Below are 23,381 nucleotides of genomic sequence, written 5' to 3'. Positions count from 1 at the left end.
TCTCCCTGCCGTGGGGAGAAGACGCAGCGTAATCAGCCCCGCTTGGACGCCTTGCGGAACGCGGGCTGAGCCATGGCGACATTGCGCGCCGAGACGCTCTTTTCCTCAGCCTTGGCGCCGGCCTGGGCATTGAAGCCATGACCGGTCTTGGCCTTCTTGGCGGCAAGCGCCTGTTTCAGATTGTCGGCGGCGGAGGGCGTGTTTTCTTCAGTCATAGGCCACCTTACCACAAGATCATCGCCAAGTCCGCCGCCTCAACCCCGCATCAAACGGCGGCACAGATCGTCTAGCTGCTCCAGCGAGCCGTAACGGATGGTCAGGTCGCCCTTGCCGCCCTTGTCCGCCAGTTGGACCTTCAGGCCCAGGGCATCGGCCAAATCCTGTTGAAGCGCGACGACATCGGCCGCCCCCTCTCCGCCCGAAGACGCGGATGCAGACCTGGCCTTCACAGGCTTGGGCCCTTCGACCGCGCGACGGGCCAAGGCCTCGGTCTCGCGCACGCTCAGGCCGTCGACGAAGGCGATGTCCGCCAGTTGGCCTGGATCCGGCGTATTGATAAGAGCCCGCGCATGGCCGGCCGACAGCTTGCCTTCGCGCACATAGAACAGCACCCGCTCGGGCAGTTGAAGCAGGCGCATGGTGTTGGCCACGTGACTGCGGCTCTTGCCGACGACGCCCGCCACCGCATCCTGGGTCCGGCCGAACCGCTCCATCAGGACGCGGTAAGCCTCCGCCTCCTCCAGCGGATTCAGGTCGGCGCGCTGCACGTTCTCGACGATGGCGACCTCGAACACCTCCACGTCGTCCATCTCGTGGATGACGATCGGCACCTCGGTTAGGCGCGCGGCCTGGGAGGCGCGCCAGCGGCGTTCGCCGGCGATGATCTGCCAGACGCCGTCCTCGCCCGGATGGGTCCGCACCAGGATCGGCTGCAGCACGCCCTTGTCGCGGATCGAGGCGGTCAGTTCCTCCAGATCCTCCTGACGGAAGGTCTTGCGCGGCTGATCGGGGTTGGGCTTCAGGCTCTCGATCGGCACGCGTTGCACGCCGGCCGGCGCCGGCGCGTCCGACGCCACCGGCGCCTCGGCGTCCTGCCCCATCAATGCCGACAGGCCGCGGCCCAGACCTCTTTGTCGTTCAGCCAAGATACTGTTCCGTTTCCAATAAGATTCAGGCGGCCAGTTTCAGGCGCTGGCGTTCGCGCTTCACCACTTCCCGGGCCAGCTTCAGATAGGCCTGGCTGCCGGCGCATTTCAGGTCGTAAATCAACACCGGCTTTCCGAACGACGGCGCCTCGGCGACGCGAACGTTGCGGGGTATGACGCTCTCATAGACCTTGTCGCCGAAGTGGGCGCGCACATCGTTGGCCACCTGACCCGACAGGGCGCTGCGACGGTCATACATCGTCAGCACCAACCCCTGGATTTCCAGCGAAGGATTGAGGCTGTGCTTGACCATGTCGATGGTCCGCATCAACTGGCTCAAACCTTCCAAGGCGAAGAACTCGCATTGAAGCGGCACCAAGACCGCATCCGCAGCCGCCATCGCGTTCAGCGTCAACAGGTTCAGCGAGGGCGGGCAGTCGATCAGCACATAGTCATACGCGGTAGGGCCATCATCATGCGCCCGCAAGGCGTCGCGCAAGCGATAGGAACGACGATCCGCCTGGCTCAGCTCGATCTCCACACCCGACATATCGGCGTCGGCAGGCACGATCCACAGCCCCGGCACCGTCGTCTGCACCGCCGCATCGTCGATAGAGCGCTGGTCGACGACCACGTCATAGATGGTGACCCGGCGTGTTTCACGCGGAACACCCAGACCGGTGGACGCATTTCCCTGCGGATCCATGTCCACGATCAGCACACGCTCGCCAATAGCGGCCAAGGCGGTGCCCAGGTTGATGGCCGTTGTGGTCTTGCCCACTCCGCCCTTCTGGTTCGACACCGCCAGAACGCGGGCAGGTCTCTTTCTAGCGCTTTGTGCGGGCACGTCGGAGACTCCGGATTGTCACGATACGGCCGCGCACGTCGCTTTGCGACGGGGCCAGTTCAGCTTCGAAATGCCAGGGTTTCCGCGCCTCGATCAACTCGGATTCGGCCCTCTCCCCCTTGAGGAACAGACCTTGTGCACCCCTTTGGAAGTAGGGCTGTGCATAACCCAGCAGTTTCTCCATCGGCGCGACTGCACGCGCGGTGACGATGTCGCATGTCACCTGCTGTTCCTCCGCCCGGCCAATGATGACGGTCGCCGGCAGATCGAGCGCATCCACGATCTCCTGCAGGAACCGGCACCGCTTGCCCAGACTGTCGATCAACCACACATGCGCGCCTTCTCGCCCCTTCATCAGGATCGCCAACACCACGCCCGGAAACCCGGCGCCGGCCCCCAGATCAGCCCAGGTCCGCGCCTCGGGCGCATGCGTCAACAACTGGGCACTGTCCCAGGCGTGTCGGTTCCAGAAGTCCGGCAGGCTGTCGGGCCCGACCAGGTTCATCACTGAATTGGCGTCGCCGAGACGAACACGAAAAGCCTCAAGGTCCGCCATCTGCTGCGGCGTCGCCCCGGCCTTGGCCTGAAAGGCGGCCTTTTCCGTTTCGAGCATCAGGCGGCAACCCAGGCTTTGGGCGACTTCTTCGCATGGGCCAGAAGGGCCGTCAGGGCGCCGGGCGTCATACCTTCGATCCGCCCGGCCTGACCCAGGGTGCGAGGCTGGACCCGCGCCAGCTTCTCCTTCACCTCGTTCGACAGACCCCCAATGGCCGCATAGTCGAGATCGGCGGGCAGAATCATCCCCTCCTCCGTCCGCAAGGCCTCAGCGTCGAGCGCTTGCCGATCGAGGTAGTTGGCATATCCCGCGTCGATCTCGACCTGCTCGCGAACTTCAGCGCTCCAGTCCCGGATGGACGGACAAACGGCAATGAAGTGATTCAGGGTGACATCCGGGAAAGCCAGAAGTTCGCGCATCGATCGACGACGCCCATCCGCATTCACGGTGATCCCTAAGGCTCCCGCTTCGTTGGGGGTAAACAGTGTTTCACGTGAAACGGCGCTCGCAATGGTCAGCTCCGCCGCCTTACCTTCGAACCGCATCCGACGCCTGTCGTCCACGATTCCCAGCTCAATCGCCAGCGGGGTCAGGCGCTGATCGGCGTTGTCCGAGCGCAAGGTCAGACGATACTCCGCCCGACTGGTGAACATGCGATAGGGTTCTGTCACGCCACGCGTTACCAGATCATCGATCATCACGCCGATATAGGCCTGGTCGCGTCCCAGGACGACCGCCTCTTGTCCAGCTGCAGCACGGGCCGAGTTCAGCCCCGCCATCAGCCCCTGGGCGGCGGCCTCCTCATATCCGGTCGTGCCGTTGATCTGGCCGGCCAGATAGAGACCCGGCCGTTTCTTGACCTCCAGCGCGGGGCTCAGCTCGCGCGGATCGACATAATCATATTCGATGGCATAGCCGTAGCGGAACACCTCCACGGCTTCGAGACCCGGGATGGTGCGCAGGAAGGCCAGTTGGGTCGGTTCGGAGACTGATGTCGAAATCCCGTTCGGATAGACGCTCGGATCATCGAGGCCCTCGGGTTCGAGGAAGATCTGGTGGCTGGTCTTGTCGGCGAACCGCACCACCTTGTCCTCAATCGAAGGGCAATAGCGCGGCCCCCTCCCCGACAGCTTGCCGCCATAGACGGCGCTCTCGCTGAGGTTCTCGGCGATGATCCTGTGGGTCTCTTGCGTCGTGTGGGTCACCCCGCAAGCGATCTGGGGCACGTCGATCTTGTCAGTCAGGAAAGAAAAGGCCGACGGGGTCTCGTCCGCCTGCTGCATCTCCAACCGATCCCAAGCGATGGTGCGCCCATCCAAGCGCGCGGGCGTGCCTGTCTTCAGCCGTCCCATCATCAGATCGGCGGCATGAAGGTCGGCAGCCAGACCGGTGGACGGATCCTCGCCGTGGCGACCGGCAGGAATCCGCTCGTCGCCACGATGGATGACACCGTTCAGGAAGGTGCCCGTCGTCAGGACGACCGCCCCGGCCCGCACCGTCTCGCCGGCTCCCGTCGTAACCCCGACCACACGGTCTCCGTCGAGGATCAGACTCTCGGCCGTGCCCGCCATCAGGGTCAGGTTTGCCGTCGTCTTCAGTTCGACCTGCATGGCTTCACGATACAGACGCCGGTCGATCTGGCTGCGAGGGCCACGCACGGCGGCGCCCTTGGACCGGTTCAGCAGGCGGAATTGAATGCCCGACACGTCGGCAAGACGCCCCATGATCCCGTCCATGGCGTCGATCTCGCGCACCAAGTGCCCCTTGCCCAGACCGCCGATGGCCGGGTTACAGGACATCTCGCCGATGGTTTCCAGCTTTTGGGTCAGCAGGACAGTGCGGGCGCCCGCACGCGCAGACGCTGCTGCGGCTTCACAGCCGGCATGGCCGCCGCCGATGATGACGACGTCAAAGTAAAGATCGGTGGGAGAACTCATGCCGGGCACATAGTCCAATTGGCTCCACTTCGCCACCTTCAGGCTTGGAGGAACCGCCGATGTTTCACGTGGAACGCCTGTCCTATTTTCCGATGCAGAAGGTCGAAAAGACCTGCCCCAATATATCCTCGACCCCAATGGCGCCGGTGACCCGCGCCAAGGCATCAGCCGCCCGACGCAGATCGTCGCCCGCCATCTCCGGCGCGACATTTAAGGCGACGCGTGCTGCCGTCACCGCCGACAGCGCCTCGGTCAACCGAAGCCGGTGACGCTCACGCGTGATCGCCGGAAAATCCGCCCCCGCCAGATCGGCTGACAGCCGTGCGGCAATCCAGTCGTGAAGCTCTGGCAAGCCCTGCCCGCTTTCGGTGCTGACCGACAGAACTTCCAAACCGCTTGTGGTGTGAATGCCTCCAAGATCGGACTTGTTGGCCACCACCAGGTCACCCGCGCAAGCATAGTCAGCCGCCACCCCGTCCGGATCGCCGGGTGCGCGAACCCACAGACGAAGGTCCGCCTGTTCCGCCCGTAGTCGCGCGCGGCGAACGCCTTCGGCCTCGACCGGATCGTCGCTTTCTCTCAGGCCCGCCGTGTCGGACAGGGTCACGGCGTAACCGCCGATCACCAGATCGGCGTCGAGCACATCGCGGGTGGTGCCGGCGATCGGCGTCACGATGGCCGCCTCTCGTGCGACGAGGGCGTTGAACAGCGACGACTTGCCGGCGTTCGTCTCGCCGATCAGGACGATGCGATAGCCGTCCCGCACCCGTTCGCCCCGCCGCCCGGTATCGACGGCACGGCGTAAATCGTCGGCGAGACGATCCAGCACCGGCCCGGCGGTTCGCGCCAGATTGTCCGGCACCTCTTCGTCGGGAAAGTCGATCTCCGCCTCGACCAGAGCCAGGGCGTGAAGCAGGTCGTGGCGGAAACCGGCGTAGGTTTCGCTGAGTTTTCCGTCCAACTGCCCCAGGGCCTGCCTGGCCTGAGCGCTGGTCTCGGCGTCGATCAGATCGGCGACCGCCTCGGCCTGGGCCAGGTCCATGCGGCCGTTCTGGAAAGCGCGGCGGGTGAACTCGCCGGGTTCGGCCGGACGAACGCCAAGCGCGATCAAGGCACGGCTGGCGGCCTCGACCACGGCGCGCCCCCCATGCAGATGCAGTTCGGCAGAGTCCTCGCCGGTGTAGGAGTTCGGCGCGGCGAAGCGCAGGACCAGGGCCTGATCGATGTGATCGCCGGCGTGGGCCAGATCGCGAACCGCAGCCATTCGCAGCTTGAGCCTTGTCGCGCCGAGCGCCGTCAGGGCCGATTCGACCGCCGGCCCGGACAGACGGATGACGGCGATGGCCCCTCGGCCAGGCGGCGTCGCGAGGGCGAAGATGGTGTCGGTCATTGGGATCCTCCCCCTCCCCCGATGGGGGGAGGAGACAGGCGGGTCATGGTTTGACGGCCGCTTCCATCAGGCGGCGAAACTGGTCCTGAGCCTGAAGACCGAAACTGGTCCATGTCTTCATCAGCTCTTCGGGCTGCATAGCGGCGACATTGGTCTCCATCCGCTTCTGCATCTCAGCGACCATGGCCTCGTTCAGCGGCGTCACGTCAGGCAACCCCAGGAAGGCCCGCGCCTCCGCCGGGGTGCACTCCACTTCGACATTGACCTTCATCGCACCGTCTCCTGTTTCACGTGAAACGTCCGAAGACGGATCAGGTGTTCATCGACTGGAAGAAGTCCGAGTTGTTCTTCGATTGACGCAGTTTGTCGAGCAGGAATTCGATCGCGTCCTGCGGACCCATGGGGTTCAGGATGCGGCGCAGGACATAGGTCTTGGCCAGCTGATCCTTGGGCGTGATCAGGTCTTCCTTGCGGGTACCGGACTTCAGCACGTCGATGGCGGGGAAGATGCGCTTGTCGGCGACCTTGCGGTCCAGCACGATTTCCGAGTTGCCGGTGCCCTTGAACTCTTCGAAGATCACCTCGTCCATCCGGCTGCCGGTGTCGATCAGAGCCGTGGCGATGATGGTCAACGACCCCCCCTGCTCCACATTCCGCGCGGCGCCGAAGAAGCGCTTCGGCCGTTGCAGGGCGTTGGCGTCAACACCGCCAGTCAGCACCTTGCCCGACGATGGGACGGTGGCGTTATAGGCGCGGCCCAGGCGCGTGATGGAGTCCAGCAGGATCACCACGTCCTTCTTGTGCTCGACCAGGCGCTTGGCCTTTTCGATCACCATTTCGGCGACGGCGACGTGGCGCGTGGCCGGCTCGTCGAAGGTCGAGGCGACGACCTCGCCCTTCACCGTGCGCTGCATGTCCGTGACTTCTTCCGGCCGTTCGTCGATCAGCAGGACGATCAGGATGACTTCCGGGTGATTCTTCTCGATCGACTTGGCGATGTTCTGCAACATCACCGTCTTGCCGACGCGCGGCGGCGCCACGATAAGGCAGCGCTGGCCCTTGCCCAGGGGGGCGACGATGTCGATCACCCGACCCGAGCGATCCTTCAGCGTCGGATCCTGGATCTCCATGTTCAGCCGCTCTTCGGGGTAGAGGGGCGTCAGGTTGTCGAACAAGACCTTGGTCTTGACCATCTCGGGGTCTTCGAGATTGATCGTGTCGACCTTGAGCAGGGCGAAGTAACGCTCGCCTTCGCGCGGCGCGCGCACGGCGCCGTGGACCGTATCGCCCGAGCGCAGGCCGAAGCGGCGGATCTGCGACGGCGAGACATAGACGTCGTCCGGACCCGGCAGATAGTTGGCGTCCGAGCTGCGCAGGAAGCCGAAGCCGTCGGGCAGGATTTCCAGCACGCCGTCTGCGATGATCTCGACTTCCTCGTCGGCCAGGGCCTTCAGGATGGCGAACAGCAGATCCTGTTTGCGCAGGTTGGAGGCGTTCTCGACCTCCAGCTGTTCGGCGAAGGCGACCAGGTCGGCCGGCGTCTTCTCATTCAGTTCCGCCAGGGTGATGCGGCCGTTGGCGACCACGGGTTCGCCGTCGTCATCGTCGTCGGCCGTGGTGTCCACGCCGGAGTCGGCGCCTGCGACTTCACCGGCCTCGTGCTCAGCGCCGTGATGGGTCGGGGCTTGCGCCTCCGCCGCTTCGTTTTCGGGCGTGTCGGGATTGGTGTCGCGGACGTCGGTCATGATGCAGGCTCGCGGGCGCACACGGCCAAGAGGCTGCGGCGCGGGTCTCTGAAAATGTCTGGCCGTAAGGCCGAAGGGAGGCGCGACGGGCTCCCGCTGGCACAAGGCCTGCAGGCGTCACGAAAAGAGAGGGACCGCCGACGCAGATGCCGAACGGTTCACCGCCAGCGGAACCACAGGCGGCGGGTCAGGTCAAGCGGCTGTATGGGGCGAGATCTCATTGCTGCCCCTCAAAGAGAGACAAAGAGGACAATGGCTAACGAGTTCGCCTCGCCCACATCGATCCCAACGGAAACATCTGCGTTTCAATCCCGTCTGCATTCAGAAGCGAAGAGAAAACTGCGCCGGCTTCATCGACATACAGTACGCGACAATATTCAAGTTTACCGACAGTGATGCACAACCGATCGTTCCATATAGTGTAGCTTCCTCGACGAGGAATTCGTCCTGCACCAGCAAAACTTCCATCTGGGCGAAACGCTTCACCCACCTCCCCTACAATGCCTGCGGGGTAGACGCCGTGATTGACGACGTAGGTTGCGATTTCGCTTTCACGCAGACGGCGCGTTATCCCTTGAGGCTTGGTTGAATCATCCAAAGCCGCACTTAGGGTCACTTCTGCTTGAGGCGACGGGGTGAGCATCAACAGAAGCACGAAAGCAATGGTCATGAGACGATGGTCTCATACTCGGGCATCAAACGCGAACCCGACCCATTCTTCATTCTCGGACGATGACCTGAGCCTTAGATGGCTGGTCACAAGTGTGAGCAACTATCGGAACGTCCACTCCGTCGTCACCGACAGCACCATGACGATGGCCAGGACGAAGGGAACCTCATTGGTCATGCGCCAGAACTTGCCGGAATATTTCGAAGTCCCCGCCGCGATCTTCTTCCTCTGCGCCGAAAGGAAACCATGCCAGCCGCTGAGCAGGAAGACGCCGGACAGTTTGGCGATCATCCACGGCTCGGCCAGGAAGCCGGCGCCGCGCGCGGAGACATCGATGTGGATCAGCCACAGCCCGAACACCCAGGACAGGATCATCGCCGGGTTCAGGATTATCCGCAGCAGCCGCGCCTGCCACAGGCGCAACAGGGCCTGCATCTCGCTTTTCAGCGGCTCGGGTTTGACGTTCTGTTCGGCGTCATAGGCATAGAGGCGCGGCAGGAACAGCAGCCCCGCCATCCAGGCGATGACGGCCAGGATGTGCAGGCCACGCGCCAGGTCGTAGGTATTCATGCCGCCTGTCTCCCGTTGCGATACGGACAGGCTTTCCAGTCCGCCCTGCACCCCTGACCGAACGGCGCGACGCCGGTGCGAGACAGGGCGCTGACCGCCGCATCGGCCAAGGCGTCGATGAACAGGGGTTCGATCCCGACCGCCGGCGCCCGCAGATAGGGACTGGCCCCTTTTTCATGGGCCAGTTCGCCGTATTCGATATCCAGCTCGACCAGGGTCTCGATATGTTCGGAGACGAAGGCGATGGGGGTGATGACCACGCCCACCCCGTCCTTGGCCGCCTTCTCGATGGCCTCGGGCGTCGAGGGGCCCAACCATTTCATCGGCCCCACGCGGCTCTGATAGCAGATGGCGTGGTTGATCGGTCCGCGACGCGCCTCGATGGCGGCGACGACGGCAGCGACCGTCGTCTCGATCTGTTCCTGATAGGGATCGCCCTTGCCCGTCACCAGCTTCTCGGGGATGCCGTGGGCGGAGAAGAGGACTCGCACCGACTGGCCCACCGACTCGTCCAGCTTCTCGCCTATAGCTTGGGCCTGGGCCTCGACCCAACCCGCCGCGGCCGGATAGCAGCAAACGGCGCGGCTGACGCCCGAGCCGCTGTAGGCGGCGTTCCAGGCCTTGAGCGAAGACTGCGTCGTCGTGGTCGAGAACTGCGGATACAGCGGCAGCAGCACCACCTCGTCCGGTCCGAAGGCGGCGACATCGGCCGCCGTTTCCTCGGTCAGAGGATTCCAGTAGCGCATGGAGATGAAGACCCGCACCGTGTCGCCCGACAACCGGTCGTTCAGCACCGTCTCCAGTGCCTGCGCCTGACGGCGGGTTTCCGGCAGCAGGGGCGAACCCCCGCCCATCAGGGCGTAGTTGGCCTGGGCGCTGGTCTCGCGCCGGCTGGAGATCAGCTTGGCCAGCGGCGTGCGCACGATCCCCGGCAGGCTGATGATGGCTGGGTCGTTGAACAGGTTGAACAGGAACGGCTTGACCGAGGCCTGATCGTCCGGCCCGCCCAGATTGAACAGCACCACCGCGATGCGGCGGACTTGGGTCGCTTCGGTCATTGGGCGCCGATCCGTTTCAGAACCTGTTCGACATGGTCGATGGGCACGTCGGGCAGGATGCCGTGTCCCAGGTTGAAGATCCACGGCCCCTGCCCCCAGGCCTCCATCAGCTGATCCACGCGGCGGTCCAGCAAGTCGCCGCCGGCGCGTAGCAACAGGGGGTCCAGCGCGCCCTGGATCGGCTTGATCTGCTGCACCCGTTTTCCGACCTCCAGCGGGCAGGCGGTGTCCAGGGCGACGGCGTCGACCTCGACCTCCTGCGCATACCGCTCTGCAAGCGCCGCAGAGCCCCGTGGGAAGCCGATCAAGGGTACGGTGACGCCCAGCTCCCGCGTGCGCTTCACAAGCGCCTGGTGGGGCTTCAGGACCAGTCTTTCGAAGAGGTCGTCCGGCAGGCCCTCCGCCCAGCTCTCGAAGATCTTCAGCACCTGGGCGCCGGCGTCGGCCTGCATCTTCAGATAACGCGCCGTGGCCTCGACCAGAACCTCAAGCGTCTCGTCCACCCGCCTGGGGTCGGCATAGGCATAGGTGCGGGCCTGGGCGCGCTCACCCTTGCCGATGGTGCGGTGTTCGCCGTCCAGCATATAGGTCGCCACGGTCCAGGGCGCGCCGGCGAACCCGATCAGGGCCCGCTCGGGCTCCAGGGCGGCGCGCACGATCGACAGGGTCTCGCCCACGGCCGAGAGATGTTCGCCCGCTCCCGCAGCCAGTTCGGCCATCCGACCGGGAATCGGCATCTCGCCCAGACGCGGCCCCTCTCCCGTTTCGAACCAGACGTCCTGACCCAGGGCGCGGGGGATCAACAGGATGTCGGCGAAGACGATGGCCGCATCGAAGCCGAACCGCCGCATCGGCTGAAGCGTCGCCTCGGCCGCCATCTCTGGATTCAGGCAGAAGGCGATGAAGTCGGGCGCCTCGGCCCGCAGTCGGCGATACTCCGGCAGGTAACGCCCTGCCTGACGCATGAACCAGACCGGCGGACGCTCCAGCGTCTCCCCTCGGAGAGCCCTGAGCATCAAGGGCGTCTGATCGGCGTTCTGGGTCGGATCGGTCATGCTGGACGATTAAGGTCACAGCCCCCCGCTCTCAATCCCTAATCAGATTAAGAATTAAAAGATTCGAAGTGGCAGGTAGGGCGGTGGAATGGCGGGGATGACTTCAGGACAGCCGGCGGAACAAAAGCGGATATCCACGCCCCGCGTATCCTTAACGGGGATGCCATGGGCGACAATCCCGCCGGTGGACAATCCCTAACGAAACCTTAACGGTCAAGGGTTTGCGGGGACTTGCGCCTGTGAGCACGGTTAAGCGACGTTAACCCTTCGTTAGGATTTTCCACAGCGATGGAGAAACCGGTTTTCCGCCTTGGGATGATCCGCCCTCGGATGGGGACCGCCATCCACCGTCATCCCCGCTCGCGGGCCGGGCGAGGAGGGGCTAAGGAAAACGGCGCCCCGACGGTCCAACGCCGTCCCCTAACTTTCAACAGGGAGACAGACAGTCTCATGAGCCCAGCGAGACCTTCGGGACCGGCCCGTCTGGCCACCTATTTCCATGTGCATCTGGTGTCGGATTCCACCGGCGAGACGCTGAACGCCATGGCCAAGGCGGTGACGGCGCGCTTCGACGGCGTCATCCCCATCGAGCACATCTACGCCCTGGTCCGTTCGGCCAAGCAGATGGACCGGGTGCTGTACGAGGTCGCGGCCGCGCCGGGCGTGGTGCTGCACACCCTGGTGGATCGGGAGCTGCGCGAACAGCTGGAGGAGGGCTGTCGTCGGCTGGACATGCCGCAGATCGGGGCCTTGGATCCTCTGGTCGGCGCCATGTCGCGCTATCTGGGCGCGGCCCTGTCGACCCGCGTCGGCGCCCAGCACGCGCTGGACCACGACTATTTCAACCGGATCGCGGCGCTGGACTTCGCCATGGCCTATGACGATGGCCAAGGGTCGCTGGAGCAGCTGGAAGGCGCTGACGTGGTGCTGTGCGGCGTCAGCCGAACGTCCAAGACCCCGACCTGCATCTATCTGGCCCACCGCGGCATCCGGGCGGCCAACGTGCCCCTGGTGCCGGGCCAGGAGGACGGCGAGCGGCTGACGAAGCTGAAGAAGCCGCTGGTGATCGGCCTGACGGTGTCGCCCGACCGGCTGGTGCAGATCCGCCGCAACCGCATCGACAATCTGAACGCCAACCAGTCGTCCAACTACACCGATCAGGACGCCGTCCGCGACGAGACGATCAAGGCGCGGCGCGCCTTCGAGCGGCGCGGCTGGCCCACCATCGACGTGACTCGTCGCTCGGTCGAGGAAACGGCGGCGGCGATCACCAACCTGCTCAGTGAACATCGCAACCACAAGATCGGGACGACCTGGTGAAATCGGAGCTTTCTGGTGCGCTAACGCCCTCCGGGCTGCTTGAGCGCGAAACCCTGATCCTCGCGTCCAAGAGCGCCGCTCGACGCGCCATGCTGGAAAATGCCGGCGTCGCCTTCGAGGTGCGCGTCGCCGATGTGGACGAAGACGCGATCAAGGCCGTGTCCGGCGATCTGGATGCGGCGGCCCTGGCGGTGCGCCTGGCCGAGGCCAAGGCGTTGGCCGTCTCGCGCGACGATGAAGCCGCCTGGGTGCTGGGTTCGGACCAGACCCTCGCCTTCGACGACGGACTGGTGTCCAAGGCCAAGTCGCTGGACGCCGCGCGAGAGCGGCTGAAAGCCATGCGCGGCAAGTCGCACCGGCTCCATTCCGGCGCCGCCCTGGCGACCAAGGGGCAGATCGTCTGGTCCGGCGTCGATACCGTCGAGATGCGGATGCGGGATTTCTCCGACGCCTTCCTCGACGCCTATCTGGCGGCGGAAGGCGAGGCCCTGTTGTCCTGTGTCGGCTCCTATCGGCTGGAGGGTCTGGGGTCTCAGTTGTTCGAGGCGGTGGACGGCGACTATTTCACCGTCCTGGGCCTGCCGCTATGGCCTGTGCTGGCGGAACTGAGGCGGGCGGGAGTGATCGCGGCATGAGCACGCACCGCATAACGGGCGCCGCCATGGTCGCCGGGATCGCCGGCAATCCGGTGGCGCATTCGCTCAGTCCAGTGATCCACAACGCCTGGCTGGCGGCGGGCGACATCGACGGCGCCTATGTCCCATTCGCCCCCGCCGATCCAGCCGGTTTCGAGGCCTTGGTCGCGGCCGGGCGCGCGGGCCTGATCATGGGCCTGAATGTCACCGCGCCCTTCAAGGAACAGGCCTTCGCCCTGGCAGACACAGCGACGCCGGCGGCGCGGCTGACGTCCTCGGCCAACATCCTGACGTTCGACGACGGCTGCGTATCCGCCGACAGCTCCGACGGCGTCGGACTGATGCGCGGTCTTATGGAACAGGCGCCGAATTTGGACGTCGCCGGCCGGCCGGTGGTCATGCTGGGCGCCGGCGGTGCGGCGCGCGCCGGGTCGGGGGCGCTGGTCGAGGCCGGAGCAGATGTTCGCATCGTCAATCGGTCGCCGGAACGGGCCCAGGCCCTGGCCGCCGATCTCGGTCTGTCGGTGCGGGTCATGGCGGCACCGGACGCCTTTGACGGCGCGGCCCTGGTCGTCAATGCGCTCAGTGTCTCGCCGCAGATCGACTTCGCATTGATCGCGCCAGGCACGGTGGTGATGGACATGACCTACAAGCCGCTGGCCACCCCCTTCCTGACGGCAGCGCGGGCGCGTGGATTGCCGACGGTGGATGGTCTGGCGATGCTGATCGGCCAGGCGGCGCCGTCGTTCCAGGCCCTGTTTCGTCGACCTCCTCCGCCGCTGGACCTGCGCGCCCTGTTGATGGCGCATCTGGGCGGGACAGCATGATCCTGCTCGGTCTCACCGGCTCCATCGGGATGGGCAAGTCGACGACGACGGCCATGTTCGCCGATCTGGGCGCGGTCGTCTGGAATGCCGATGACGCGGTGCATCGCCTCTATGCCCCTAGCGGCGCGGCGGTTGAGCCCGTGGGAGAGGCCTTCCCCGACGTGGTCGTCAATGGCGCCGTGGACCGAACCCGCCTGGCCGAGGCGCTGGGCCGCGACGAGACCGCCTTTCGCCGGCTGGAGGCCATCGTCCATCCGCTGGTCGCCCAAGGCCGGGCGGAAGATCTTGAGGCAGCGCGTGCTGCGGGAACCCGGCTGGCGGTCCTCGACATCCCCCTGCTGTTCGAGACCGGGGGCGACAAGGCCGTCGACGCCGTGGTCGTCGTCACCGCCGATCCCGCGATCCAGGCCGAGCGTGTCCTGGCCCGTCCCGGCATGACGCGCGAACGGTTCGACGTCATCCTCGCGCGCCAGATGCCGGACGCCGAAAAGCGCGCCCGCGCGGATTTCGTGATCGACACCGGCCGGGGCCTCGACGCGGCGCGAGCGGATGTGGCGGCGATCGTCGCCACGGTCCTGGACCCGTCGTGGATATCTCCTCGGCAAGGCGCGGCTGGCCTTTCGCACTGAGGCGAATGTCTCCATTAAGGGGACATGGCGCGCGAAATCGTTCTGGATACCGAGACCACCGGCTTCGACCCCAAGACGGGCGATCGGCTGATCGAGGTCGGCTGTATCGAGATCCAGGATCTGCTGCCGACCGGCCGCACCTTCCACCGCTTCGTCAATCCCGAGCGGCTGATCCCTCCCGATGCGATCCGGGTCCACGGCATCACCGACGACAAGGTCAAGGATGCGCCCAAGTTCGCCGAGATCGCGGACGACCTGATCGAATTCATCGGCGACGCGCAGATGATCGCGCACAACGCGGCCTTCGACCGCAACTTCATCGACCATGAGTACAAGCTGTGCGGCCGGCCGATCACGGGCGAGGCGCGCTGGATCGACACGCTGAAACTGGCCCAGACCCGGTTTCCAGGCATGCCCAACTCCCTGGACGCTCTGTGCAAACGCTACAAGGTGTCGCTGGTCGAGCGGACGCTGCACGGCGCACTGATCGACGCCCGTCTGCTGGCGGAAGTCTATCTGGAGCTTCGCGGCGGCAAGGAGCGGGTGCTGGACCTGTCGTCCGGCCCGGTCGGCCGCGGACCCGGCGGCGCGTTGGAAATCGCCGCCTATGGCCAGCGTCCGCGCCCACTGGCGCTGCGCTCCACGCCCGAGGAACAGGCGGCCCACGTCGCCTTCCTGGCCAAGGCGCTGAAGGATCGCTCGCTGTGGGAGGCCTATGGCCTGCCGGCGCAGGAAGACGCGGCCTAGTCGCTGAACCAGCAGACGCCGGAGGCGCTCAAGTCGTGAGCGACCGCAGAGCCTGTCCTCGGGCCGATCAAAGATCGGACCCGGGGGCGAACATAGCGCGGCGCGTCAGCGCCCCAGGCATCAAGCCTGACGGAAGCCCAACACGTCCTGCATGTCGTAGAGGCCGGTCTTGCGTGTTCGCACCCAGGCAGCGGCGGCGACGGCGCCCTTGGCGAACAGGCTGCGATCAATAGCCGAGTGACTGAGGGTCAGGACCTCGTCCTCGGAGGCGAACAGCACCGTATGTTCGCCGATGATGCCGCCGGCGCGGATGGAGGAGAAACCGATCTTGCCGCTTTCGCGTTCGCCCTGAACCCCGTCATAGGGTTTGGACTGAATCTCGGACAGATCAGTGAACCGGCCCTCCGCGGCGGCTTCGCCTAGCATCAGAGCTGTGCCTGACGGCGAATCCACCTTCCTGCGGTGGTGGGCTTCGGTGATCTCGATGTCCCAGTCCTGGGCGTCCAGACGCTGGGCCGCGTGCTGGACCAGGCCGATCAGGATGTTGACGCCCAGGGAGAAGTTGCCGCTCTTGACGATGGCGATCTTCTCGGCGGCCTTCATCAGCTCGGCCTCCTGCTCGGCCGTAAAGCCGGTGGAGCCGATGACCAGGGCCGGACCGCCGCGTTCCGCCGCCGCCTGGGCCAGCGCGACCGAGGCGTCGGGGGTCGAGAAGTCGATGATGACGTCGCAAAGAGAGATGTCGGCCGTCTCGCCCCAGTCGAAGCGGGCGGCGACGACCACGTCCTCGCGGGCGTCCAGCACCTGCGAAACCGCGCGACCCATCCGGCCGCGATAGCCGGAAATGCCGGCGTGGAAGATTGCGCTCAAACCGCGTTCTCTTTCGATCCGTCCGCATCCTGATTGCCCAGGATGTCTGCCCAGAAGCGCTTCGCCTTTCCGGCGAAGCTGGAGTTGCGAGGGTTCTGCCCCTCGCCGAACGACAGGGCAAGCTCTTCCAGCAACTCACGCTGGCGCGCGGTCAGATCGGTGGGCGTCTCGACGAACAGCTCGACGACCAGGTCGCCCCGGTTGCGGCCGTTCAGATGGGGCATGCCCTTGCCCTTGATGCGGACGGTCTTGCCGGTCTGGGCGCCGGCCGGCACCGTGACGGCGGCCCTGCACTTGCCGTCGCAGGCGTCCGACACCAGGCAGGGCGCATCGATCTCGCCGCCCAGGGCCGCCACCGTCATCGGCACGGGCACGGTGACCAGCAGGTCCAGGTTGTCGCGTTCGAACAGGTCGTGCGGCGTCACCGAGATGAAGACATAGAGATCGCCGCGCGGTCCGCCGCGCTGGCCCGCATCGCCCTCGCCCGACAGGCGAATGCGCGAGCCGTCGTCGACGCCGGCCGGGATCTTGAGGTTCAGGGTGCGGTTCTTGCGGACCTGGCCATGACCGTGGCAGGTCGTGCAAGGATCGGCGATCATCTGGCCCTGGCCGTGGCAGCGGGGGCAGGTGCGCTCGACCTGGAAGAAGCCATTGGCCTGGCGCACGCGACCGGCGCCCTGGCAGGTGGTGCAGGTTACGGGCTTGGTGCCCGGCTTGGCGCCGGATCCTTCGCAGGTGTCGCAGGTCGTGGTCGAGGGAATGTCGAGATCGACATCCTCGCCCTTGTAGGCCTGCTCCAGGGTGATCTCCAGGTCGTAGCGCAGGTCTGAGCCGCGACGCGGCCCGCCCTGTTGTCCCCGGCCCTGCTGACGGCCGCCGAACGCGTCCCCGAACGCATCGCCGAACACCTGCGAGAAGATGTCGTTGATGTCCGAGAAGCCCTGCTGGCCCTGGCCGAAACCGCCGCCTGCGCCGCCGTTCACGCCCGCATGGCCGAACCGGTCGTAGGCGGCCCGTTTCTGCTCGTCCGACAGAACCGTATAGGCCTCGGAGATTTCCTTGAACTGGGCCATCGATTCTTCCGAACCGCCGTTGCGGTCGGGGTGATGGATCATCGCCAGCTTGCGGTAGGCGGCCTTCAGACCAGGGGCGTCGATCGTGCGTTCGACGCCAAGAACCTCGTAATAATCACGCGCCATCGGGCGTCCGTCCTCATACTTCCCCTGCCGTTCGCCCCGGATCTCTGCGGACCCTGGAGGAAAACGGTGTCCCGGCTGACATGGGGGCCGGGACGAACGATGCAAGTTTCAGAAAAAGGCCCCGCCTATCGCAAGACAAGCGGGGCCGTATCATTTCAGCGCACTGTGGCGGATCAGGCGCTCTTCTTGTCGTCGCCGTCCGTGTCCGAGACTTCCTCGAACTCGGCGTCCACCACGCCGTCGTCGGCCGGGGCGGCGTCACCTTCGCCCGCGCCCTGCTGCTGGGCGTACATGGCCTCGCCCAGCTTCATCGAGGCCTGGACCAGGGTGTTGGTCTTGGCGCGGATGTCTTCGGCGTCCGTGCCTTCGCGTGCGGTCTTCAGCTCGGCCAGGCCGGTCTCGATGGCCGTCTTCTCTTCCGCGCCCACCTTGTCGCCGTGGTCGGCCAGGGCCTTCTCGGTCGAGTTGATCAGGCTGTCGGCGGCGTTCTGGGCCTCGACCAGGTCCTTGCGGATCTTGTCGGAGGCGGCGTTGGCCTCGGCTTCCTTGACCATCTTGTCGATGTCGGCGTCTGACAGGCCGCCGTTCGCCTGGATGCGGATCGACTGTTCCTTGTTGGTCGCCTTGTCCTTGGCCGAGACGTTGACGATGCCGTTGGCGTCGATGTCGAAGGCGACCTCGATCTGCGGCATGCCGCGCGGCGACGGCGGGATGCCCATCAGGTCGAACTGACCCAGCATCTTGTTGTCTGACGCCATCGGACGCTCGCCCTGGAAGACCCGGATCGTCACGGCCGACTGGTTGTCGTCGGCGGTCGAGAAGGTCTGGCTCTTCTTGGTCGGGATCGTGGTGTTGCGCTCGATCAGGGGCGTGAAGACGCCGCCCAGGGTCTCGATGCCCAGGGTCAGAGGCGTCACGTCCAGCAGCAGCACGTCCTTGACGTCGCCTTGCAGCACGCCGGCCTGAACGGCGGCGCCCAGGGCCACGACTTCGTCAGGGTTCACACCCTTGTGCGGCTCCTTGCCGAAGAAGGCCTTCACGGCTTCCACGACCTTGGGCATGCGGGTCATGCCGCCGACCAGCACGACTTCATCGATGTCCGACGCCTTCAGGCCGGCGTCGGCAAGCGCCTTGCGGCACGGCTCTATGGTGCGCTGGACCAGGTCGTCGACCAAGGATTCCAGCTTGGCGCGCGTCAGCTTGATGTTCAGGTGCAGCGGACCCGATGCGTTCATGGTGATGAACGGCAGGTTGACCTCGTACTGGGTCGTGGTCGACAGCTCCTTCTTGGCCTTTTCGGCCTCTTCCTTCAGGCGCTGCAGGGCCAGTTTGTCCTGGCGCAGATCGACGCTCTGTTCCTTCTTGAACTCGTCGGCCAGGTAATCGACCAGGCGCAGGTCGAAGTCCTCGCCGCCCAGGAAGGTGTCGCCGTTGGTGGATTTCACCTCGAAGACGCCGTCGCCGATTTCCAGGACCGAGACGTCGAAGGTGCCGCCACCCAGGTCATAGACGGCGATCTTCTGACCGTCGTTCTTCTCCAGCCCATAGGCCAGGGCCGCCGCGGTCGGCTCGTTGATGATGCGCAGCACTTCCAGGCCGGCGATCTTGCCGGCGTCCTTGGTGGCCTGGCGCTGGCTGTCGTTGAAATATGCGGGAACGGTGATGACGGCTTGGGTCACCTTGTCGCCCAGGAAGGCCTCGGCCGATTCCTTCATCTTCTGCAGGATGAAGGCCGAGATCTGCTGGGGGGAATAGTCCTTGCCGAAGGCGCGCACCCAGGCGTCGCCGTTCGGACCCTTGACGATCTCGTAGGGCACCATGCCCTTGTCCTTGGCGACCACCGGATCATCGAAGCTGCGGCCGATCAGGCGCTTGATCGCGAAGAAGGTGTTGGACGGGTTGGTGACGGCCTGGCGTTTGGCGGGTTGGCCCACAAGCACTTCTGCGCCGTCCTGAATCGCCACGACCGACGGGGTCGTGCGGTTGCCCTCGGCGTTCTCGATGACCTTGGGGGTCTTGCCGTCCATGGCGGCCACGCAGGAGTTGGTGGTGCCGAGGTCGATGCCGATAATCTTGGCCATGTGCTCTTCAGTCTCTCTCGTTCAGCGGGCGATGCGGCGGCCTTCGAGGAAGCGCCGCGCGTGACCGCCCCCGGTTGGGTTGGCGTGGATCAGGCTGGATAGCCCCAAGTTTCGCGGGGTTTCTCCGAAGCTGGCCCCGATATGGGAAAATCCCCCCGGCCTGCAAGGGCGTTCTGCGATTCAACCCCTTTCACAGAACGACGAAATTCGAAGATGCGGGGCCCGCGATTGTGAGGCATAAGAATTTTCGTCGCGCTCAGGGGATCGCGATCGAGGAAGGGAGAGGAAACAATGATCAAGACCATGCTCAAGGCGGCGGTCGCCATGGCCGTTCTTATCGGAGCAGGCGCTGCGGCCGCACCGCCGCCCGCAACGGCGCCGACGATTCAGTCGCGCGACGGTTACGACCGCCACGTCACCATCAAGAACCGCACCGGCTGGACCATGCTGCGCTTCTATGCGTCGGACTCGCGCAAGGACGACTGGGAAGAGGACATCCTGGGCGACGACGTGCTGGAAAACGGGCAGAACGTTCGCATCAATATCGATGACGGCTCGGGCGCCTGCATCTATGACTTCAAGGCCGAGTTCACCAACGGCGAGGAACTGATCCGTTCACGCATCAATGTCTGCGAAATCGGCGAATACAGCTACACCCGCTGAGGTGAAGACCGCTGTCGAGGGCTTTCGGCTGTGGCCGGGGGCGCTCGATGCGGCGGCGCAGGCCGATCTGGTCGCCGAGGTGTTCGCGCGGCTGGATCAGGCTCCGCTCTATCGACCGACAACGCCGGGCGGCCGGCCCTTCTCGGTAATGATGAGCAATTTCGGACCGCTGGGCTGGGTCTCGGATCGACGCGGCTATCGCTATCAAGCGACGCATCCCGAGACGGGCCGGCCTTGGCCCGCGATCCCGCAAATTCTGTTGGACCTTTGGGACGCCACTGTGGGCTGGCCCGCGCCGCCGGACGCCTGTCTGGTCAATCTGTATCGCGAGGGGGCGAAGATGGGTCTGCACCAGGACAAGGACGAGGCCGATCTCGGCGCGCCGGTCCTGTCTGTGTCGCTGGGCGATACGGCGATGTTTCGCATCGGCGCGGCCGAGGGCGGGCGCACCACGATGCTGAAGCTGGAAAGCGGCGACGTCTGCGCCCTGACCGGTTCGGCGCGACTGGCCCGGCACGGGATCGACCGCGTGCTGGAGGGGTCGTCGCGGCTGATCCCCGGCGGCGGGCGTCTGAATCTGACCCTGCGCTGCGCGGGGGCTTGAGGCTCAGCCGTCGATCACCTCATGGGCGCCGACATCGCCCAGACGCCAGTAGCCCGCCGCCTTCATCGCCTTCGGATCGAAGCCCAGAGCGATCAGGGCCGCGCGCAAGGCCTTGGCGACCTGGGATTCCGCCGCGATCCAGACATAGGCGTCGTCGCGTGAGACTTCGGCCGCCGCTGCAGACGCGGCCTCGATCAGGGCGTCGGCCTGTCCGCGAGCGCCTGTCCGCTCGACCCAGATCTGGGTCAGGTCCGCGCGGGTCGCAAGCGCCAAACGCGCGGTCGCGTCTTCGACCTCGACCACCGTCAGGACGCGCACACCGGCAGGCAACTCTTCCAATCGACGTGCGATGGCCGGCAGCGCCGTCTCGTCGCCGACCAGCACATGATCGGCATAGTCGGTCGGCACGACGAAGGAACCGCGCGGCCCGCCGACGCCCAGGACGCTACCCACCGTCGCCGCCTCGGCCCACTCCGTCGCCGGTCCGCCATGGCCGATGACGAAGTCGATCGTCAGCCGGTTGGTCGCGGGATCATAGGCGCGAGGCGTATAGTCGCGCGCCACCGGCCGGGGTTCGGGAAAGACCGGCCCGTCCGGCCCTGGCGTCGGCAGAACCGCGGCCTCTCCGTCCCGCATGGGAAAGATCTTAACATGGTCGTCGAACCCGGCGCTGACGAAGCCGGTCAGGTCGTCGCCGCCCAGCACGATCCGTTTCAGCGTCGGGGTCAGGGCCTCGATCGAGACCACCGACAGGGTGCGAAACTTCAGTTCGTGCCGCACCCGGCGGGCCTCACGCACGCTCATGCCTTTTCGACCCTGTCGGCGGCCTCGGCCAGGATGGCGGCGATGGCCTGAACCTGATCGTCGGTCAGCGCCGTCTCGCTCGTCAGACGGCCGTGGATCGTGTGGCGCAGGCGGCCGATGGCGTCCTGGATCGCGGCCGGGCGCAGGGCGCGGGCGGAGAACTTGTCCATCGTCGCCTCGGCGGCGCGCAACACCTCGGCGTTCTCGACCAGCAGCGCCCGACCCTCGTCGGTGATGGAATACAGCTTCTTGCCGCCGTCGGTCTGAGAACTCAGAGCGCCCATTTCTTCCAGCAGCGTCAGGCTGGGGTAGATCACGCCGGGGCTGGGCGAATAGGCGCCGCCCAGTCGGGTCTCGACGGCCTTGATCAGCTCATAGCCGTGGCTGGGTTTTTCGGCGATCAGCGACAACAGCACCCAACGCAGCGTGCCGTGGTCGAACAGACGACCGCCGCCGCGCCGTCCGTGCTTTTGGCCGTGACCGCGTCCCTCGCCGCCTTCCCAGCCGGGACCGAAGTCGGCGCCGTGTCCACCGCGCATACCACGCCCGGAGGCGAAGCCGCCGTGACGACCGTGTTTTTCGCCGCATCCGTCGCGGCGTCCTTGAAAGATCCCCTTGGACCTCATGATCGATTCCTTTTCGATATATCTATTCACGAGCGATTAGATATATCTGAATGACGAAATCTGCAAGAGGGGCTGGCGTTCGGGCGCAAGCTGCGGCGTAAATCGGGGATGGACGACCTCAAGCGCCGTTGGGCCCGCCTCGAACCCCATATGACCGTCGTGGGTCCTGACGACGACCGGCCCCGGCCGGCGGTTCTGATGTTCCACGGCTGCGGCGGCCTGCGCGACCACCTGCCCCGCTACGCCGCGGCGGCCAAGGCGGCGGGTTGGCGGGCCTTCATCATCGATTCCTACGGCCCGCGCGGCTGGGGCCGGGCCTTCACCCTCACGGCGGTCTGCACCGGCCTGGCCTTCCGGGGTTATGAGCGGGCCGGCGACGTCCTGGCGGCCATTCAGGGGATTTCGGCCCGACCGGACGTGGACGCGACCCGGCTGACCCTGGCCGGCTGGAGCCACGGCGGCTGGTCGATCATGGAGATGATGAGCGCCGACCCCGCGCCGAACACCCTGGGCGTGGCCGATCCCGGCGCGGCCGACCTGTCGGGCGTGCAGGCCGTCTGGCTGGCCTATCCGTATATCGGCCCGTTCGCCTTCAACCGGATGAAGCCCTGGCGGCATTGCCCCAAGGTGCTGGCCGTCACCTGCAAGCGCGATCACCTGACCACGGTGCGCAACGCCGAACTGGTCAACGCCATGATCCGCAACTGCGGCGCCGAGGTCGAAAGCTGGGTCGCCGCCGGCACCCATGCCTTCGACGAACCGACCAACAACGGCCCGATGCGCCACGACCCGGACCTGACCGAGGACTCCCTGCGCCGCTTCCGCGCCTTCCTGACCGACGTCGCGCCCAACGTCTGAAAAGAATTCCGGTCGGCGCCTTGACGCAGGGCACGTCACGTAACAATTGAAGTTACATGAAAAGAGATTCCCGCCTCTCGAACATCCTCCACGCCCTGCTGCACATGGCCGAGCACGAGGCGCGAACCGGCGCGCCCATGACCTCGGACCAACTGGCCGTCTGCCTGTCGACCAATCCGGTCGTGGTGCGCCGGACCATGGCCGGCCTGCGTGAGCAGGGACTGGTGGCTTCGGAAAAGGGGCATGGCGGCGGCTGGCGGCTGGCCCGGCCGCTGGACCAGGTGACCCTGGGCCAGGTGAACACGGCCCTGGGCGGGCCCGGCCTGTTTCCCGAAACCCCGCCGGTCGAGGCCGACGGCTGCCTGGTCGAGGCGGCGGTCAACGACGCCCTGGCCGAAACCTACGCCGCCGCCCGCGCCCTGCTGGTCGCGCGGCTGAACGAGATCACCCTGGCCGATCTGGCGGCGGACTTCGCGCGCCGGATGGCTGAACACCCAAAAAGGGATTTGCTGAATGCCCGTCTCAACGCCCATCGCCCCAAGTGA

General features: G+C 65.8%; 26 protein-coding genes. 9 read left to right on the top strand and 17 right to left on the bottom strand.

The window, feature by feature from the left end; translation table 11 throughout:
• Positions 1 to 32: 32 nt before the first annotated feature.
• The 12 genes from ACP7BH_RS16895 to hemE form a co-directional block, all read right to left on the bottom strand.
• Positions 33 to 215 (bottom strand): hypothetical protein, encoded by a 183-nt coding sequence (locus ACP7BH_RS16895; RefSeq protein WP_409717138.1) that lies wholly within the window; start codon positions 213 to 215, stop codon positions 33 to 35.
• A gap of 39 nt (positions 216 to 254) precedes the next feature.
• Complete coding sequence (locus ACP7BH_RS16890) at positions 255 to 1,145, bottom strand: ParB/RepB/Spo0J family partition protein (protein ID WP_135194326.1); 891 nt, start codon at positions 1,143 to 1,145, stop codon at positions 255 to 257.
• Positions 1,146 to 1,170: 25 nt separating this feature from the next.
• On the bottom strand, positions 1,171 to 1,992 hold the full coding sequence (locus ACP7BH_RS16885) for a ParA family protein (RefSeq protein ID WP_425987026.1): 822 nt from the start codon (positions 1,990 to 1,992) through the stop codon (positions 1,171 to 1,173).
• A complete protein-coding gene (gene rsmG, locus ACP7BH_RS16880) occupies positions 1,973 to 2,605 on the bottom strand; it encodes a 16S rRNA (guanine(527)-N(7))-methyltransferase RsmG (protein ID WP_425987025.1) in 633 nt (210 codons plus the stop codon). The genes ACP7BH_RS16885 and rsmG overlap by 20 nt, the downstream gene beginning before the upstream one ends.
• Positions 2,605 to 4,485 (bottom strand): tRNA uridine-5-carboxymethylaminomethyl(34) synthesis enzyme MnmG, encoded by a 1,881-nt coding sequence (gene mnmG, locus ACP7BH_RS16875; protein ID WP_425987024.1) that lies wholly within the window; start codon positions 4,483 to 4,485, stop codon positions 2,605 to 2,607. Before mnmG ends, rsmG begins: the two co-directional genes overlap by 1 nt.
• Positions 4,486 to 4,567: 82 nt before the next feature.
• A complete protein-coding gene (mnmE, locus tag ACP7BH_RS16870) occupies positions 4,568 to 5,875 on the bottom strand; it encodes a tRNA uridine-5-carboxymethylaminomethyl(34) synthesis GTPase MnmE (RefSeq protein ID WP_425987022.1) in 1,308 nt (435 codons plus the stop codon).
• A gap of 43 nt (positions 5,876 to 5,918) precedes the next feature.
• Positions 5,919 to 6,146 (bottom strand): DUF6489 family protein, encoded by a 228-nt coding sequence (locus ACP7BH_RS16865; protein ID WP_425987021.1) that lies wholly within the window; start codon positions 6,144 to 6,146, stop codon positions 5,919 to 5,921.
• A gap of 40 nt (positions 6,147 to 6,186) precedes the next feature.
• On the bottom strand, positions 6,187 to 7,620 hold the full coding sequence (rho, locus tag ACP7BH_RS16860; protein WP_425987020.1) for a transcription termination factor Rho: 1,434 nt from the start codon (positions 7,618 to 7,620) through the stop codon (positions 6,187 to 6,189).
• Between the two features lie 256 nt (positions 7,621 to 7,876).
• Positions 7,877 to 8,290: a hypothetical protein gene (locus ACP7BH_RS16855; protein ID WP_425987019.1), complete on the bottom strand. Its 414-nt coding sequence runs from the start codon at positions 8,288 to 8,290 to the stop codon at positions 7,877 to 7,879.
• A gap of 102 nt (positions 8,291 to 8,392) precedes the next feature.
• Positions 8,393 to 8,860 (bottom strand): CopD family protein, encoded by a 468-nt coding sequence (locus ACP7BH_RS16850; protein WP_425987018.1) that lies wholly within the window; start codon positions 8,858 to 8,860, stop codon positions 8,393 to 8,395.
• Positions 8,857 to 9,918, bottom strand: a complete 1,062-nt coding sequence (hemH, locus tag ACP7BH_RS16845) for a ferrochelatase (RefSeq protein WP_425987017.1) — start codon at positions 9,916 to 9,918, stop codon at positions 8,857 to 8,859. Before hemH ends, ACP7BH_RS16850 begins: the two co-directional genes overlap by 4 nt.
• Positions 9,915 to 10,973: a uroporphyrinogen decarboxylase gene (gene hemE, locus ACP7BH_RS16840; protein ID WP_425987016.1), complete on the bottom strand. Its 1,059-nt coding sequence runs from the start codon at positions 10,971 to 10,973 to the stop codon at positions 9,915 to 9,917. The genes hemH and hemE overlap by 4 nt, the downstream gene beginning before the upstream one ends.
• 450 nt (positions 10,974 to 11,423) lie before the next feature.
• Between hemE and ACP7BH_RS16835 the strand changes: the two genes are divergently transcribed.
• From ACP7BH_RS16835 to dnaQ, 5 genes are read left to right on the top strand one after another with little or no spacing between them, the layout of a single operon-like run.
• Complete coding sequence (locus ACP7BH_RS16835; protein WP_425987015.1) at positions 11,424 to 12,293, top strand: pyruvate, water dikinase regulatory protein; 870 nt, start codon at positions 11,424 to 11,426, stop codon at positions 12,291 to 12,293.
• Positions 12,290 to 12,928, top strand: coding sequence for a Maf family protein (locus ACP7BH_RS16830; RefSeq protein ID WP_425987014.1), 639 nt, complete (start codon positions 12,290 to 12,292; stop codon positions 12,926 to 12,928). The genes ACP7BH_RS16835 and ACP7BH_RS16830 overlap by 4 nt, the downstream gene beginning before the upstream one ends.
• Positions 12,925 to 13,755 carry a shikimate dehydrogenase family protein gene (locus ACP7BH_RS16825; RefSeq protein WP_425987013.1) on the top strand — a complete coding sequence of 277 codons (831 nt, stop codon included), beginning with the start codon at positions 12,925 to 12,927 and terminating at the stop codon, positions 13,753 to 13,755. The genes ACP7BH_RS16830 and ACP7BH_RS16825 overlap by 4 nt, the downstream gene beginning before the upstream one ends.
• Positions 13,752 to 14,384 (top strand): dephospho-CoA kinase, encoded by a 633-nt coding sequence (gene coaE / locus ACP7BH_RS16820; RefSeq protein WP_425987012.1) that lies wholly within the window; start codon positions 13,752 to 13,754, stop codon positions 14,382 to 14,384. The genes ACP7BH_RS16825 and coaE overlap by 4 nt, the downstream gene beginning before the upstream one ends.
• Before the next feature lie 24 nt (positions 14,385 to 14,408).
• Positions 14,409 to 15,131 (top strand): DNA polymerase III subunit epsilon, encoded by a 723-nt coding sequence (gene dnaQ / locus ACP7BH_RS16815; protein ID WP_425987010.1) that lies wholly within the window; start codon positions 14,409 to 14,411, stop codon positions 15,129 to 15,131.
• 120 nt (positions 15,132 to 15,251) lie between these two features.
• Here the strand turns inward: dnaQ and dapB are convergent, their stop codons facing one another.
• The 3 genes from dapB to dnaK form a co-directional block, all read right to left on the bottom strand.
• The gene (gene dapB / locus ACP7BH_RS16810; protein WP_425987009.1) at positions 15,252 to 16,001 is read right to left on the bottom strand and encodes a 4-hydroxy-tetrahydrodipicolinate reductase; all 750 of its coding nucleotides are present in this window, start codon (positions 15,999 to 16,001) and stop codon (positions 15,252 to 15,254) included.
• A complete protein-coding gene (dnaJ, locus tag ACP7BH_RS16805) occupies positions 15,998 to 17,200 on the bottom strand; it encodes a molecular chaperone DnaJ (protein ID WP_425987008.1) in 1,203 nt (400 codons plus the stop codon). The genes dapB and dnaJ overlap by 4 nt, the downstream gene beginning before the upstream one ends.
• 173 nt (positions 17,201 to 17,373) lie before the next feature.
• Complete coding sequence (dnaK, locus tag ACP7BH_RS16800) at positions 17,374 to 19,281, bottom strand: molecular chaperone DnaK (RefSeq protein WP_425987007.1); 1,908 nt, start codon at positions 19,279 to 19,281, stop codon at positions 17,374 to 17,376.
• A 291-nt stretch (positions 19,282 to 19,572) separates the two neighbouring features.
• On the opposite strand from dnaK, the gene ACP7BH_RS16795 reads away from it, so the two are divergent.
• Positions 19,573 to 19,944: a hypothetical protein gene (locus ACP7BH_RS16795; protein WP_425987006.1), complete on the top strand. Its 372-nt coding sequence runs from the start codon at positions 19,573 to 19,575 to the stop codon at positions 19,942 to 19,944.
• Positions 19,907 to 20,548 carry an alpha-ketoglutarate-dependent dioxygenase AlkB gene (locus ACP7BH_RS16790; protein ID WP_425987005.1) on the top strand — a complete coding sequence of 214 codons (642 nt, stop codon included), beginning with the start codon at positions 19,907 to 19,909 and terminating at the stop codon, positions 20,546 to 20,548. The genes ACP7BH_RS16795 and ACP7BH_RS16790 overlap by 38 nt, the downstream gene beginning before the upstream one ends.
• Before the next feature lie 3 nt (positions 20,549 to 20,551).
• Here ACP7BH_RS16790 and ACP7BH_RS16785 read toward each other — a convergent pair whose 3' ends face one another.
• Positions 20,552 to 21,352, bottom strand: a complete 801-nt coding sequence (locus ACP7BH_RS16785) for a siderophore-interacting protein (RefSeq protein WP_425987004.1) — start codon at positions 21,350 to 21,352, stop codon at positions 20,552 to 20,554.
• A complete protein-coding gene (locus ACP7BH_RS16780) occupies positions 21,349 to 21,891 on the bottom strand; it encodes a PadR family transcriptional regulator (protein WP_425987003.1) in 543 nt (180 codons plus the stop codon). Before ACP7BH_RS16780 ends, ACP7BH_RS16785 begins: the two co-directional genes overlap by 4 nt.
• Before the next feature lie 237 nt (positions 21,892 to 22,128).
• On the opposite strand from ACP7BH_RS16780, the gene ACP7BH_RS16775 reads away from it, so the two are divergent.
• Positions 22,129 to 22,836: a dienelactone hydrolase family protein gene (locus tag ACP7BH_RS16775; protein WP_425987002.1), complete on the top strand. Its 708-nt coding sequence runs from the start codon at positions 22,129 to 22,131 to the stop codon at positions 22,834 to 22,836.
• Positions 22,837 to 22,892: 56 nt separating this feature from the next.
• Positions 22,893 to 23,381, top strand: coding sequence for an Rrf2 family transcriptional regulator (locus tag ACP7BH_RS16770; protein ID WP_425987001.1), 489 nt, complete (start codon positions 22,893 to 22,895; stop codon positions 23,379 to 23,381).

The sequence above is a fragment of the Brevundimonas sp. TWP2-1 genome (assembly GCF_049897645.1).
In the GTDB taxonomy this organism is placed as follows: domain Bacteria; phylum Pseudomonadota; class Alphaproteobacteria; order Caulobacterales; family Caulobacteraceae; genus Brevundimonas.
The sequence above is the reverse complement of the archived record's forward strand: the minus strand, read 5'-3'. Positions and strand labels throughout refer to the sequence as shown.